We start from the raw sequence: 15,399 nt of genomic DNA, 5'->3' as shown, positions 1-15,399 counted from the left end.
TAATATAGATAGGCACTTCATATGAGGTGCCCTTTCTATATCTATGAAAGAAGAGTAAATAAAATAAATACAAAACAGTAAACTATGAATTATATGTGGAAAGCCATTATCTACAGTTTTTGCTTAACCCTTACAAACAGTTAATAATTTTTTTGTTCCAGAAATTTCTGCTAATACTATATCTATCATACGTTTTACATTAGCAACATGAAATTCACTAACTTCTTTTTCCCAATCATCATCTTTTTGCTTAATCCCTGTTAGATATTGATTTAAAACTTCTAATCGTTTTTCTAAAAGCTTCTTTCTTTCTTCTTTTCCTAGGCATTCAATAAAGAATGCTGTAATAGAAAAAATATTAGTGTCATAATCGAATTTTAAAATAGAACTTCTCAAAGTATCGTGAAATTCTATACTTCCTTTTTCTGTGATTGTGTAAACCGTTTTGTCTGGCATATTACCATCCTTTTTAACAGTACCTAAAATCAATCCTCTTTTTTCTAAAGTCTTAATTGTAGTATATACGGTTGAGTCTGCGATATTAAACCAGTACTTTACATTCATGTATTCTAGCACTTTTATAATTTCATAGGCATTAAGAGGCTTTTCATTTATTAGACCTAAAAGCATTGTTGCTGGTTTTGATAACATTATAATTCACTCTCCTTTGTAATATTTATTATTACATAATTATATATATATTAGTTTTATATTAAACTACTACTATTATCTAGCAGTATTATTGTATCATGGAATTTTAATGAAAGAAAGTATGAATATAGATTATGTTACAAATTAATAAATGTATAAAGTTTAAATTAATTATTTCAAAAATTTAAGTAATAAAAACTGATTTATAAGTTTAATTTTCTACTTAATCCATTTAGGAAGGAATATAAGAGACCTAAAGATAACAAAGCAATTGTATATGGTATGAATAATATGATAGATGTTAAAGTATGATTTTTATATGTTGATGTGATAAAATATGACTAACAAATAAATTGAACTTTGAAAGGAAAAATGAATGAAAAATATTTATATTATTGGTGGGACAATGGGAGTAGGCAAAACAACAGTATGCCAATCTCTAAAATTAATCTTGAAAAATAGTGTTTTTCTTGATGGTGATTGGTGTTGGGATATGCATCCATTTCAAATTACTGTTGAAACGAAAAAAATGGTTCTTTCAAATATTTGTTCATTGTTGAATAACTTTATAAAGTGTAGTACTTTTGAAAATATTATTTTTTGTTGGGTAATGCATGAACAAAGTATTATTGATACTATTATATCTTGCCTAGATATATCTGATTGTAGAGTAATAAATATTTCCTTAATTTGTGATGAAACTGTATTGAGAAAAAGGTTGAAGACCGATGTAGAGGAAGGTTTGCGTTTTACTGATGTAATAGAAAGAAGTGTTAACTATTTACCCATGTATGAAATATTAGCAACAACGAAAATTAATGTTTCTAATAAATCTGTCAAAGAGATTGTTGAAGAGATATCTAAATTGTAAAATTTTAGTTTTTAATTTAAAGTTAATGACATTATAGTATTGTTGAACATTCCACTGTTGATTGATAAATATAAAAAAGGAATGCATTGCTTAATTCTATTTGTGTAATTCCTATTGTTCCAGTTAGATTAAGAATAAGGACGAAAAAATATAGTCAAATTTTAATATTCTTCTGATATTATAAAAAATATCTAATATAAAAAAATTAGAAATTTGAAAAAATTTGTAGTTTTTGAGTGAGTATATATTATAATAAAATAGATATAAATTTTTTATGAGGGGAAAGTAAATGAAAAAAAAGAAAAAATTGATTAGGATAATTATATGTTTTTTGCTAGTAATCAGTATTGTAAATCCGCTACAAGTAGAAGCTGAAATTATTAACGATTTTAGTACATCTGTTTACTCAACACAAACGAACTATACATCTACTAATGCTAAGTTTAAGACTATTAAATCTAGAAAAAGACATAGAGGTAGTAGGTCAAATAAAAGTAAAATAAAACTAAAAAAACGAAGTACAAGTAATAAAAGGTATAGAAATGGAATTATAAATAGACATAGTAACAGAAGTATAAAAAAACACAATATAATATCAAAGTTGATATTGTTAGTAATAGTGATATTTATCATTATAGCTATAGTAATAGTAATATTAATTAAAAGAAATAAGAAAAGATTTTATTAGAATATAAAAATAGAATTATTAAAGCCTTATTAAGACTAATTCAAAAATTACATAAAATAGCTAGATAAATAATAAGAAAATAAATTAAATTATTGAAAATAAAATTTAAAAAGTTTGAATTAGGTATAAAATTTTAAGAAAGAAATTAGTATTGATTTTTATTAGTATTATTTTAAAAAAATAGTTTTAAAAGAAGTATATTTAAAAAGCTATAAAAATATATTGACATTTTTTAGAAAAAGTAATATGATTATTTCAATGGCAAAACAATATATAATAAATTAAATCCTATGACAAGGAAGAGTAGTTAAATTTAGGTTCAATATAGAGAGCCAAGGATGGTGGAATCTTGGTAAGAAAAAATTTGATGAATGGGCCTTAGAGGAGTAAATCGAAATCATATTTTTGAGAGTAGACTTTATCGTTAGTCGTACGTTATAGCGAATAGGGTATGTAAGTACCTGATAATGAGATATATAAAAATTGAGTTTTATATTAAGTTTTTATATAATTTAGGTGGCAACGCGGATAATCTCCGTCCTATTAATTTAGGACGGAGTTTTTTATTTTACGAAAAATTCGATATGTAGAAGGTGGTGAAATAGATGTTATGAATTTCTAAAGCTAAAGATGATGATTTAGAAAACTGGCAAAAAAATAAATTGAAAATTAAAAAAATTAGGAGGAAATACAAAAATGAAAACAAATACAAAAAAACTAACTTTAAATGCAATACTTTTAGCAATGGGATTATTAATACATCAAATTACACCTGCTATAGGATTACCAATGAAACCAGATGTACCACTAGCAATGCTGTTTGTGATATTAGTTTTAAATAGAGATGACTATAAAACTTGCTTAATAGCAGGAATAGTGACAGGTATATTTACAGCACTTACATCAAGCTTCCCAGGAGGTCAAGTTCCTAATATAATAGATAAAACTCTTACAGCCAATATAGTATTTTTATTAATATATGTTAGCTATAAAATGCCTTTTATAAAAAACTTATCTAAAAAAACACAGGATACTATAGTAGTTGCAATTATAATGCCAATAGGAACACTTGTAAGTGGAACAATATTTTTGTTAGCTGCTCAAGCTATAGTTGGTCTTCCAGGAGCTTCTTTTACAGCGTTATTCTTAACAGTAGTATTACCAGCTGTTTTAATAAATTTAGTTGCAGGAATATTTTTATTCAAGATTGTTAATTTATCAATAAGAAGGGTTAGTTACCAAAGTTAAAATTTGATTAGATATATGGCTTATAATATTTAATTTGAGATATACTTGATATAATAAAAAGTTTATTTTATAAAGATATTATGATTATTTTATTTTCTTAAATAAGATTAATTTAATGTACTTGTATAGTATAAACTTAGTAAATTATTAGATATCAATAGAAATATATTTTGTAGAATTGTAAATGGATTGATTTAAAATCTATTTTTATATAAAAGTAAAGTATAATATAATAAAGGACAGCGATTTGGCTGTCTTTTATTATAGTTAAAACTTTAATAATACCTTTAAAAGATTTTTCTTATTTGATATAATTAAGGTTATGTGTAATATAAGAAATTAACTAGGAGGAATAGAAGTGAGCAAAAGAAAACAAGTAACAATACCTATAGAGAAAATACAAGAACAAGATAAATATATAGAACAAATACACAGACAAAATGAAGAGTACTTCAACAGAACTGGAAAGAGAAAACTCGTGTTTACTCAAACCTTTGGATGTCAAATGAATGAACATGATTCAGAAAAACTTTGTTCAATGTTAGAAGAAATGGGATACCAAATGTCAATGATAGTTGAAGAAAGTGACCTAATAATATATAATACATGTGCAGTAAGAGAAAATGCAGAACTAAAGGTGTATGGAAATTTAGGTCAGTTAAAGCATCTAAAAGGAAAAAATCCAAACATGAAAATAGCTGTGTGTGGATGTATGATGCAACAACCACATGTTGTAGAGGAACTAAGAAAAAAATACAAACATGTAGACCTTGTATTTGGAACACATAATCTATATAAATTTCCACAATTACTTACAGAATCAATAAATTCTGACAAAATGTTAGTAGATGTATGGGATGTAGATGGAGAAGTAATAGAAGGCCTTAGAAGTAATAGAAAATTTGAATTAAAAGCATTTGTAAATATAATGTATGGATGCAATAATTTCTGTACCTATTGTATAGTTCCATATACAAGAGGAAGAGAAAGAAGCAGAACACCTGAAGATATAATTAATGAGATAAAAGAGCTTGTTTCAAATGGAACAAAAGAAATAACTTTGCTTGGACAAAATGTAGATTCGTATGGCAAAACACTTGAAAATCCAGTTGCATTCTCAGAACTTTTAAGAAAAGTTAATGATATAGAAGGAATTGAAAGAGTTAGATTTATGACATCTCATCCTAAAGACATATCTGATGAGGTGATATATGCAATTAGAGATTGTGATAAGGTGTGTGAATTTTTACATTTACCAATACAATGTGGAAGTAGTAGTCTTCTGAAAAAAATGAATAGACATTATACAAAGGAATATTATCTAGACATAATAGAGAAAGCTAAAAAAGAAGTGCCAGATATTGCTTTTTCAACGGACTTAATGATAGGTTTTCCAGGAGAAACAGAAGAAGATTTAGAAGATACTCTAGATGTGGTTGAAAAAGTTAGATATGATTCAGCATTTACATTTATTTATTCTAAAAGACAGGGAACTCCTGCTGCTAAAATGGAAAATCAAATACCAGAAGAAATAAAACATGAAAGATTTAATAGAGTATTAGAAGCAGTAAATAGAATCTCAGCAGAGATAAATAATGAATATAAAAATAGAGTAGTTGAAGTTTTGGTCGAAGGAAGAAGCAAAAATAATGAAAATAAATTTGCTGGTAGAACTAGACAAAATAAACTTGTAAATTTTGAAGGTGGAAGTGATGATTTAATTGGAAAATTAGTTATGGTTAAAATCACTGAACCTAGAACATTTTCATTGAATGGTGTACTAGTAAATGATTAGAACTGTATAAAATAATAAAATTATGTAAACTGATTGGAATAGATGTACTATAAAACAAAATATATTAAATTTTTAAATTTTAAGAACATATCATATATATTATGATAATTTCAGTTTCTATTATAAATAAAAATAAATTTGATATAGGATGTAAATTAATTGTACATCTATTTTTTATTCTATTTTATCAAAGCTTACTTAACTATATTTAGTATTTATTATATATTAAAATATCTAATAGACATAAAAAAGCAGTCAATCTTTCATAATTAACTGCTTAACTTACTAATTTTTATTTTTTACATTTCTTGTTAGAGTAATAGATATTGAAAAACACGCTAGCAAGTATAACTATTATAAATATTACAGCAAACGGAAGCATTTTTTTTTCATCCATTTGTCCACTCTCTATTCTATATCCCAAAAATGACATGATAAATAACATTATAGATACGATAAAAGTAACAATGCTAGAACTTCTACATAGTTTTTTTACATCATATCGAGCTTTTTCTTTATCACTCATAGTATTATAACCTGCTAATAGCATACTTGCTTTTCCATTAAATAACAATATACTTAAAATGAAAGAGGCAATTGCAATTATAACTGTGAATCCTACTGCAAACATTATAAGCACCTCCAGATACTCTGATTTATCAGTTTACTTAATTATTAATATTTTACCATAAACATACATTAAAATCATTTATTTCATAGATTAATCTTATTAGATATATTATCATATTATAATTTATTTATAATGTGGTGTTAATACATAGTGCTTAGCTTGAAATTGTATTAAAAATTGTGTAACAATAATTGAACAATAATCAAGCATAAAAAATATTATAAAACATAATTTACTATCTTTTTTAGAATTATAACATTTTAAAGTTAGAAAATTTTAAAAACTTCTTATATAAAAATTTGAATATTTGATTACAAGTATTATTCTGATAAGAAGTTTAAAAAATTTTCTAATATTTTTGCTGTTATTCCCCAAATTACATAATCTTTATATTTATAAAATAGAACAGGGTAACTTCCACTTTCAAATTTATAATCTTTTTGATTTGGAATTGAACCATATGGAAGATTTTCATCAGGAAAAACTTTGACTGTATTATTATAGGTATTTGGAGGATTTTCTAAAAGATATTTTATAGGTACCAAAAAAGTATGGTCAACTTCATCTTTATTTATATTTAAATTATTGATGTTTTTTATATATCCTAAGTAGGGATGTATTATAAATTTTACAGGAGTTATAAGTAAGTCAAGACTTGCTATAACTTCTATATTGTCATTAAAAGTTCCAAGTTCCTCACATGTTTCTCTAATAACGGCTTCATAAGGAGTTTCGTTAGACTCTATTTTTCCACCTGGAAAAGAAATTTCATTGGGTTGATGCTTTAAATTTTTTGAGCGAACTTCAAATAATATATGATGTATGTTATTTATTTCTACTATTGGAATTAATACAGATGCTCTTTTCATATTTTCATAACCGTTTATATATGGTTTGTAATCTTTAAATTTATTTTTAATATTGTTTATCATTTTTTCCTCCTAAAATAATATTATTAAAAAAATGTAGAATTAAATTTTGACAATAACAATATATACGTAATTATATTTATCTAATTCAAGATATAGTAATATCTATATTATTATATAATAAATCAATAAATATATATTAACAAGTATTAACAAATACTAAAGTATTTAAGTTTAGTAATGTTTAAACTAAAGTATTATAAAATAATTTTGTGACCTTTAATTGAAAAATATATTTCTATTTTAACTGACATTCATTTTTTTATTTTTACAATCTCATTAAGGTGAATTTTATTTTAGAATCATCATCAAAAATAAAAAAGTGAGTATTTATAAAAAAGTAAAGTGGTAAGATAATCTTACTGCTTTACTTTTTTATGAATAATTTATCTAAAATATTTATAAATTAAAAATAGAGTAAATTCTATTTTTCTAACTCTAAATATTTCTTAATAACTGACTCTGCTAAACATTTTGACGAATCAATAATGTTAATTGATGGTTGTATATTTTCCAAGACAACATTTAAATCAGTGCAAGCAATCACTATGTTTTCAATAGATTCAAATTTTATACTTTCTAGAAGTTCATTCCAAATATTGATATTTTGTGGATTATTCTTATCTGTTTTTATGTTTTGTATAAGAGCATTTATCTTTTTTTGCCATTCTTCTTTAAATATAAATTCATGACCAGCTTTTGTTATACCTTTTTGATAAATTGTAGATTCAAATGTTGAACTTGTTGAAAGTAGAGTTACTTTTTGTGGCGTAGCAGGTAAATATTTAATAGTTTCTTCTACAATATTTAATAATGGAATACCTATTGATTCTTTCAATTCTTCAAAATATATATGAGCTGAATTGCACGGCATCGCAATAAAGTTTGTTCCAATTGATTCAAGTTTTTTTAGACCCTTAATGATAGTTTTTTTCATAAGTTCATGATTTATTGCGCGGTCAATATAAAATGGAGTAGGTAAGGAATATATCATAATTTCAGGAAACTCTTCATCGTATCTCGCTCCATACTGAGACTGACATTCATCAATAATTAAATCAACAAATGGCGCTGTTGACCTTGGGCCCATCCCAGCCAAAATTCCAATTAATTTTTTATTCATTTAAATAATCTCCTTAGATTCTGTATAGTTTATTTTGTATAGGCTTTATCCGCCAAAAATGAAGAAATCATATGTTTCTTTAATTCTAATATTTGGGTGTCTTTCTGTCAAATGTAGAATAAATCTTTGTAACAATCCTTATAGTCTTTTATACTATTTTTGTATCATTTAACAATTGTAGCGTAATTATGAAAAATATTTGAGTATTCTTTATTTATATAATAGCTCTTGTGGTATTATGTCATGCTCTATGTTACAATCAAAATTATATAAAAGAAGTATTTAAATTTTTATAAAAAAAGATTCGGATGGAATAAAATTAAAACCAACTATGCTTTTTGATAATAGAGGATGACTCGATTATGTCTTAAAAGAGATAAAAGAAAAGCTATACCTAAAAGTCATTATCCTATTTAATTAAATTTAAGTATGTCAACTGTCAAAAGATATTGGAATTTTTAACTGGTGTCATGAAGGAATTCTTTGTATTAAGAAAGACATAGTCCTGTTGCTATTTTTATATTGGTGCTTGTTTTTTAAATATTCCACAATTCACTCTAGAATAAGGGGGTGAAAATTTATGATTTCAATTTTAAACGATTTTTTTAGAACCGTTTTAGTAAGTAGTTTATTTATAGTTCTCTTATTAGTTTTTAGAATGACTATTTTTAAAACTTTCAGTAGAAAATTTAACTATTATATATGGTTTATTGTCATTATAAAACTATTATTACCATTTACATATTATACTTTTGCATTTAATGAATTGAAATATCAACACAATATTAATAAGGTAAATTTAGAAGGTTTTAACAATATTTCTACTTTGTGTACTATTATTTTAGTGTCTATTTGGATTACTGTTACGATATTTTATTTGATTTCTACTTTATGGAAATATATTAAGCTTAAAAATCTGATAGAGGATTTGTCCTATGATGTTGATGATGAAGACATAAACAATCTTTATGATAGTTTATTAAAAGAGCTTAATATAAATAAAAATGTAAAGATTAAATATTCTCATGAAGTTGAAACTCCGTCATTTTTTAATTCCTGTGTTCTTTTACCACCATATGATTATAAATTAAAAGAACTTGAATGGATATTTAGACATGAACTTATGCATTTTAAGAGTAAAGACATTTATATTAAATATTTAGTATTATTCTTAAAAATAGTATATTGGTTTAATCCTTTTATGTACATTATGGATAAAGTTATAGATTTAGATTGTGAACTTTATTGTGATGAAAGAGTTTTAAAAAATCGTAGTATAGAAGATAAAAAAGAGTATGCTTTGACTATTATAGGTGCAATGAAAAAAGATTTAAATTCTTCAAATAAATTTGTAGCTGGACTGCATAAGAAATCAGATATAAAAAAAAGAGTATCTAATATGTTTAATGAAAAAAATAGAACAGGAAATTTAATGGCATTAATTTTATGTTTATTATCATTGATTACATATTTTAAAATAGATGTAATTGATTCTAAATCATTAATTTATTCATTACCAAAACAATTAACTATTGAAAATAAGAATTCTAATTTTAAATACTTAGGACAGGTTAATACAGATGAGTAATGTAAATTTTAAATAATACATTTAGAGATTTATTGTGAATAAATTAGATTATTAATTACGCTAATATATATTTTAGTGTAAATTAGTTTGTTAGTTCAACTGTTATACTTTATGTATATTAAGTTTTATAGGGGGATAAAATGAATTTTAAAAGTAAAGCCAAAGTATTAAGTTTATGTTTAATCTCAATTCTAATGATATTGACAGGTTGCACTAATTCTAAAAATGATAAAATCACTGAAATCAATATATTAGCAACTACAGACTTACATGGAGAAGTTACCTATAATGTAGCTGAAAAAATAAACGAAGAAAGAAAAAAAGACTCTAATATAACATTAGTAGATGCAGGAGATTTTTATGATTCGGATGGTTTAGGAGCAATGGAGCAATATCTTAGTGAGGCTCGAGATGCTTACGAAAAAGATGAAGTAATTAAAAAAGAAGTACCTATAGTTAGACAAATGAGTGAAGTTAAATATGATGCAGTAGTGCTTGGTAATCATGAGTTTGTTTCTAGCTCTAAAAAAAATTTAGATAAAATGATAAATGAATTTAATAGTGAAAATATAGAAGTTTTATCTGCGAATACATATAATAGTAACAGTTCAAGTTATGTTAAACCTTACACAATAAATACAATTGAAACAAAATATGGTGAAGTTAAGCTTGGTATACTTGGTCTTACAATCAAAGAAGTCAGATAAGGATGGGATTTTGATGAAAACGAAAATAAAATTAAGGCTAAGTCCAGAGATTTAAAAGATATGGCTACATACCAGGATTTATATATGAATGATATGATAGATGATGCTAAAAAATGGGTGAAGGAAATAAAAGAAAAAGAAAATCCAGATATACTATTAGCCATAGTACATAGTGGAGAAAAACCTAAAAAGCCTAAAAAGCCTAAAAATCCAGGTAATAGAATACAAGAACTAGCTAAAGAAGTTGATGGAATTGATGCGATAGTAGCAGGGCATACTCATAAGGAAATTGAACAACATGATTATACAAATAATAAAGGTGAAAATGTGATAGTTACACAACCAGGCAGTCATAACTCTTGTATATCAAAAATAACATTTGAATTAGAAAAAGGTAATAATACTTGGAAAGTACAAGATAAATATTCAAAGTTAACTAAGATAGAAGAAGATAAAAGCTTAGAAAATTTTGGTGATTTGATAACAAATTTATCTGAGCTAAATGATAAAAAGAGCGAAGTGAATTTGTCGTCATTAAGTAAATTCAAATGGGACAGAGCTTATTTATTTAGCAATGATATTAGTGTTGAAAAGATGTACAATATAGTTGGTTATAAATGGAAAAATCTTGCAGATATAGAAAATGATAATAGAATTAAGATGGTATTTATGAATGGTAAAAAGGTTTCCTCATATGCTTGTTTTAAGGGAAAAGACTTTGGGATAGGTTTAAAAGTAGATAAATCTAAATATCAAGATGGTGTACTAGAGATACTACCTAAAAAGAATGACAAATTTGAAGTAAAGAAAAATAGTGAAGGATATGACATTCAATTAGTATATAAATAACAATCAGTAGTTAAATTTAGTTTTATGGACTGTTGTTACATATTTAGAACAAAAGAAAAGCCCTTAGAATCCAAATAAATACGTTCTAAGGGCTTTTTACTAGATATTTTTAAATAAGTTAAATAAATTTTTAGAAACTAGTTCAAGTTTCTCTTTTAAAAACGGCTAAACCTTCAATCAAATGTATATGAACTAATTACCAATCTTTTCTACCTAATGAATTGAAAAGTTTTTCTAGTGGTTCTACTTTATTTTTATTTGCTGATTTTTTATCAACGTCATTTTGAACATATAACTGTATAAAGTTATATTAGAATTTTTTCATTTGCTATCTTTTTTTATCAATTTTATATCAATAATACATTTAAAATGTAGATAAAACTAAAAAGGGTTTTCTAGAAAATAAAATCCATTTAATTATACTTACTTACCAATACCATCACTTGATGTAAACAAGATTCCACAACATTTTCACCATACTCTAGTATAAAATCGTTTAACTGCGTATCTATAAAATTACAGTAGTCATATGAACTACATATATAGGCAGTTAGTATATGTGTACATCTATCTATTTTATTCATAAACATATATTATTTATCCCCCTAAAAAACTTTCATAAAAAACAAAAAGAAAATATCTTTTTGGCAACTGGCTGACATAACTTATTTTATAAGTGTTAGTCCCTATAGCTTTGCGTCACTAAATTTCTCTAGTTTTGCCTAGTTAGTTTTATTCTACGATTATAATATTACAGGAAAACGTTTTATTTTTCAATATATAAACTAAAAAAATTAAATATAAAAGTTATTTTGTCCTTTAAAAATAAAACATACAAGTAAATTATGTAATAAAGCTTGTTGTGTAAAAGGAACTGTAAAGTTATATTATTAATTTATTTGAATTATATTGATGAAGTATCACAAAATTAATCAACAGGAAGTGTTCAATATATTAAAAAGAGTATAGATAATAAATATATGTGTATAAAAATCTATTATATCAAAAATAATAGCATTAACAGAATAAAGCTATAGTAAATAAAAGATGGTTATTGAAATTTTAAAAAATTAGTGGGAATAAAGACAATAAATCATAAACTACTATAATAGTTTTGTAAATTTTAATACAAATAAAATATATGATATAAATAAAAAATTTGTTAAAATATGATAAGTGTAGTATAATCAAGTAGAAAAGATATAATATATTTCGGGGAGCTAATATGCTGAGAGGAGATTTTATCTCGACCCTTTGAACCTGTTTGGATAATGCCAGTGTAGGGAGACCAGTAAAGATAAAAATAAGTCTTATCCTATTTTGGATAAGACTTTTATTTTATTTAAATATACTATGTTTTTATCTATAAAATATTTTAATAAAAAACAAAATATACCTAGTAGGTATTAATTATTTTAAAAGGAGTGATTTAAATGGTAATTGCAGACATAGCAGTAATGCCACTAAGACCTTACAAAGGTGAAGAAGAAATGTATAAAGTAGTAGATGCTTGTATAGCAGAAATTGAAAACAGTGGTCTTAAATGTGAAATAGGAGCAATGAGTACTACTGTTGAAGGTGATTTTGATGAAGTTTTTGAACTGCTAAAAAAAGTACATAAAATCCCTTTTAATCTTGGATGTGAAAGAGTTATAACAGTAGCTAGAGTAGATGAAAAAGCTGGAGGTTTAACTATAGATGATAAACTTAGAAATCATAGATAAAGTCAAAAATAGTATATATCCAATAGCAACATTTTTGTTTATACTTATTTTTTGGCAATCTGTGGTAGAAGTTTTAAGAGTTCCTCAATATATACTGCCTACACCAATAGATATAATTAATGTATTTTTTAAAGATTATCAAAATTTATCCATGCATGCCATGGTTACTATAGGAGAAGCAATATTTGGCTTTATAGTTGCAATAATAATATCTTTAATAATTGGAATATTAATGGATTTTGTATTGATAATAAAAAAATGTCTTTATCCTATTATGTTAGTGACTCAAATGATACCTACAATAATAATAGCTCCACTTTTTATGATTTGGTTTGGCTTTGGAACAATGCCAAAAATATTGATGGTAACACTTACGTGTTTTTTCCCTATATTAATAAGTTTTGTAGATGGTATTGAGAATATTGATAAAGATTATTTAAATTTGTTTAAGACTATGAATTCAAATAAGATTAATACTTTTATTCATCTCAAATTTCCTATGTCAATGGATAAATTTTTTTCTGGACTTAAAATATCTTCTACTTATGCTGTAATGGCAGCAACTGTTGCAGAGTGGTTAGGTGGAACTAAAGGTCTTGGTGTTTATATGCTAAGGTCAAAAAGTGCATATGCACTTGATAAAGTATTTGCATCTACTATATTAGTAGTTATATTTAGCTTAATATTTGTAGGAATTGTACAAGCTATAAAAAAAGTTGTTATAAAACATAGATTAGAAGATTAAATGTACTTGAGGGAGGATATTATGAATTTCAAAAAATTAGGAATATTAGGTTTAGTAAGTGCTCTTACATTAGCAACAATAACTGGATGTTCTTCTGGAAATAATAGTGATAAAGACAAAAAAAATAGTAAAGATACTTCTTCTAAAAAAGTGACTGTTGTACTTGATTGGACACCAAATACTAATCATACTGGATTATTTGTGGCGCTTGATAAAGGTTATTATAAAGAAGAAGGCTTGGATGTTGAAATAGTACAACCACCTGAAAGTGGAGCTGAGACTTTAGTAGCAACAGGAAAGGCTGACTTTGGTATAAGTTATCAAGAGCAAGTTACTTACGCAAAAACTAGTGAAGACCCACTTCCAATAAAAGCTGTAGCTACTGTTATACAACACAATACTTCTGGATTTGCATCTCCAAAAGAAAAAAACATAACTACAGCAAAAGATTTTGAAGGAAAAACTTATGGAGGTTGGGGTTCTCCATCAGAAGAAGCTGTTTTTAAAGCAGTTATGAATAAAAATGGAGCTGACTTTAATAAATTAAAGATAGTTAATACTGGTCAAGATGATTTCTTTGCAGCTATGAAAACTGTAGATTTTGCATGGATATTTGAAGGTTGGGATGTAGTTAAAGCTAATTTAATTGATTATGATTTAAACTTTATACCAGTAAAAGACCTAGATGAAAGATTAGATTATTATACACCACTTATAATTTCTAATGAGACTGTACTTAAAGACAACCCAGAACTTGCTAAGAAATTCTTAAAAGCTACAACAAAAGGTTATGAGTATGCAATAAAAAATCCTGAAGATGCTGCAAAAATTTTAGTAAAGCATGCTCCTGAGGTAGATGAAAAACTAGCAATAAAGAGTCAAGAATATTTAGCAAGTAAATATAAAGATGATGCACCAAGATGGGGAGAAATGAAAGATAGTGTATGGAATAACTATACATCATTCTTAAAAGAATATAAATTAATAGATAAGGATATGAAGGCAAGTGATGCTTACACAAATGAATTCTTACCACAATAAAAAGGCAAAAATATCTATAAAAAATGTATCAAAGACATATAAAGATGTAGATGTTTTAAAAGATATAAGTATTGATGTTTATGAAGGCGAATTTGTTTCTATATTGGGACCAAGCGGATGTGGAAAAAGTACTATCTTTAATATTATAACTCAATTGACAGACTATAATAGTGGTATGGTAAACATAAACGGTAATTATAGCTACATGTATCAAAAAGATTTACTTTTACCATATAAAACTATAATAGATAATGTGTCTCTTCCATTGGTACTAAAAAAAGAAAAAAAGAGCAAAGCTAGGTCTATGGTAAAACACTACTTTGAGGTTTTTGGTTTGGAAGGGTATGAGTATAAATATCCATCAGAGCTTTCTGGAGGTATGAGACAAAGAGCTAATTTTTTGAGAACTTTTATAAATTCTAATGACATAATGCTTTTAGATGAACCTTTTGGTGCACTCGATTCATTAACTAAAACATCTATGCAAAAATGGCTTTTAGAAGTTAAGAAAAAAGTAAATTCAACGATACTTCTTATAACTCATGATATTGATGAAGCTATAATGCTATCAAATAGAATTTATGTTATTTCAAAAAAACCATCAATAGTAAAAAAAGAATTTATCATAGATAATAGAAATATAAATGAAGATAATCTTGAGTATGTTATTAAACTGAAAAAAGAGATAATATCTTTATTATAAAATTCTATACGTTTTTACCTAGTGATTATTAAACTTAACAATCCAAAGTGCAATCAGCATTTTGGATTGTTTTTTAGTTATACGTCAAAATTTTATATATTATGTT

Annotated in this window: 16 protein-coding genes, 2 riboswitches and 1 other annotated feature; of the genes, 11 read left to right on the top strand and 5 right to left on the bottom strand. The window is 25.3% G+C overall.

Annotation, left to right across the window (positions count from 1 at the left end):
• Positions 1-123 precede the first annotated feature (123 nt).
• Positions 124-651 carry a PadR family transcriptional regulator gene (locus IC758_RS10565; protein WP_227823962.1) on the bottom strand — a complete coding sequence of 176 codons (528 nt, stop codon included), beginning with the start codon at positions 649-651 and terminating at the stop codon, positions 124-126.
• 376 nt (positions 652-1,027) lie between these two features.
• Between IC758_RS10565 and IC758_RS10560 the strand changes: the two genes are divergently transcribed.
• The 4 genes from IC758_RS10560 to miaB all read left to right on the top strand — a co-directional run bounded on the left by IC758_RS10560 (position 1,028) and on the right by miaB (position 5,253).
• A complete protein-coding gene (locus tag IC758_RS10560) occupies positions 1,028-1,522 on the top strand; it encodes an AAA family ATPase (RefSeq protein ID WP_227482625.1) in 495 nt (164 codons plus the stop codon).
• A gap of 289 nt (positions 1,523-1,811) precedes the next feature.
• A complete protein-coding gene (locus tag IC758_RS10555) occupies positions 1,812-2,210 on the top strand; it encodes a hypothetical protein (protein WP_227435119.1) in 399 nt (132 codons plus the stop codon).
• A 281-nt stretch (positions 2,211-2,491) separates the two neighbouring features.
• Positions 2,492-2,756 (top strand) — a binding site (T-box leader).
• Between the two features lie 150 nt (positions 2,757-2,906).
• The gene (locus tag IC758_RS10550) at positions 2,907-3,458 is read left to right on the top strand and encodes a tryptophan transporter (RefSeq protein WP_227435120.1); all 552 of its coding nucleotides are present in this window, start codon (positions 2,907-2,909) and stop codon (positions 3,456-3,458) included.
• Between the two features lie 358 nt (positions 3,459-3,816).
• Positions 3,817-5,253 carry a tRNA (N6-isopentenyl adenosine(37)-C2)-methylthiotransferase MiaB gene (gene miaB, locus IC758_RS10545; protein WP_227823960.1) on the top strand — a complete coding sequence of 479 codons (1,437 nt, stop codon included), beginning with the start codon at positions 3,817-3,819 and terminating at the stop codon, positions 5,251-5,253.
• A 292-nt stretch (positions 5,254-5,545) separates the two neighbouring features.
• On the opposite strand, the gene IC758_RS10540 is transcribed toward miaB, so the two are convergent.
• From IC758_RS10540 to IC758_RS10530, 3 genes are all read right to left on the bottom strand, one after another.
• Complete coding sequence (locus tag IC758_RS10540) at positions 5,546-5,884, bottom strand: DUF3784 domain-containing protein (RefSeq protein WP_227435122.1); 339 nt, start codon at positions 5,882-5,884, stop codon at positions 5,546-5,548.
• 320 nt (positions 5,885-6,204) lie between these two features.
• On the bottom strand, positions 6,205-6,816 hold the full coding sequence (locus IC758_RS10535; protein WP_227435123.1) for an NUDIX hydrolase: 612 nt from the start codon (positions 6,814-6,816) through the stop codon (positions 6,205-6,207).
• Between the two features lie 421 nt (positions 6,817-7,237).
• Positions 7,238-7,936: an aspartate/glutamate racemase family protein gene (locus tag IC758_RS10530; RefSeq protein WP_227834324.1), complete on the bottom strand. Its 699-nt coding sequence runs from the start codon at positions 7,934-7,936 to the stop codon at positions 7,238-7,240.
• Positions 7,937-8,516: 580 nt separating this feature from the next.
• On the opposite strand from IC758_RS10530, the gene IC758_RS10525 reads away from it, so the two are divergent.
• The 3 genes from IC758_RS10525 (at position 8,517) to IC758_RS10515 (ending at position 11,080) form a co-directional block, all read left to right on the top strand.
• Positions 8,517-9,524 carry a M56 family metallopeptidase gene (locus IC758_RS10525; protein WP_227834325.1) on the top strand — a complete coding sequence of 336 codons (1,008 nt, stop codon included), beginning with the start codon at positions 8,517-8,519 and terminating at the stop codon, positions 9,522-9,524.
• Positions 9,525-9,664: 140 nt separating this feature from the next.
• A complete protein-coding gene (locus tag IC758_RS10520) occupies positions 9,665-10,231 on the top strand; it encodes a metallophosphoesterase (RefSeq protein ID WP_227834326.1) in 567 nt (188 codons plus the stop codon).
• Positions 10,232-10,315: 84 nt separating this feature from the next.
• Complete coding sequence (locus IC758_RS10515) at positions 10,316-11,080, top strand: hypothetical protein (protein WP_227834327.1); 765 nt, start codon at positions 10,316-10,318, stop codon at positions 11,078-11,080.
• 413 nt (positions 11,081-11,493) lie between these two features.
• Here IC758_RS10515 and IC758_RS10510 read toward each other — a convergent pair whose 3' ends face one another.
• Complete coding sequence (locus IC758_RS10510; protein ID WP_227435127.1) at positions 11,494-11,670, bottom strand: hypothetical protein; 177 nt, start codon at positions 11,668-11,670, stop codon at positions 11,494-11,496.
• A 53-nt stretch (positions 11,671-11,723) separates the two neighbouring features.
• Positions 11,724-11,813, bottom strand: a riboswitch (cyclic di-GMP riboswitch).
• A 470-nt stretch (positions 11,814-12,283) separates the two neighbouring features.
• Positions 12,284-12,383: riboswitch (TPP riboswitch) on the top strand.
• A gap of 130 nt (positions 12,384-12,513) precedes the next feature.
• Between IC758_RS10510 and IC758_RS10505 the strand changes: the two genes are divergently transcribed.
• The 4 genes from IC758_RS10505 to IC758_RS10490 are packed head-to-tail and all read left to right on the top strand — an operon-like array spanning position 12,514 to position 15,293.
• Positions 12,514-12,804, top strand: coding sequence for an MTH1187 family thiamine-binding protein (locus IC758_RS10505; protein ID WP_227435128.1), 291 nt, complete (start codon positions 12,514-12,516; stop codon positions 12,802-12,804).
• Positions 12,779-13,549 (top strand): ABC transporter permease, encoded by a 771-nt coding sequence (locus IC758_RS10500; RefSeq protein ID WP_227435129.1) that lies wholly within the window; start codon positions 12,779-12,781, stop codon positions 13,547-13,549. The genes IC758_RS10505 and IC758_RS10500 overlap by 26 nt, the downstream gene beginning before the upstream one ends.
• 21 nt (positions 13,550-13,570) lie before the next feature.
• A complete protein-coding gene (locus IC758_RS10495) occupies positions 13,571-14,590 on the top strand; it encodes an ABC transporter substrate-binding protein (RefSeq protein WP_227482632.1) in 1,020 nt (339 codons plus the stop codon).
• Positions 14,559-15,293: an ABC transporter ATP-binding protein gene (locus tag IC758_RS10490; RefSeq protein WP_227823955.1), complete on the top strand. Its 735-nt coding sequence runs from the start codon at positions 14,559-14,561 to the stop codon at positions 15,291-15,293. Before IC758_RS10495 ends, IC758_RS10490 begins: the two co-directional genes overlap by 32 nt.
• Positions 15,294-15,399: the final 106 nt, after the last annotated feature.

Origin of the sequence: Clostridioides sp. ES-W-0016-02, assembly GCF_020641035.1 — a bacterium.
GTDB lineage: Bacteria > Bacillota > Clostridia > Peptostreptococcales > Peptostreptococcaceae > Clostridioides.
The sequence above is the reverse complement of the archived record's forward strand: the minus strand, read 5'-3'. Positions and strand labels throughout refer to the sequence as shown.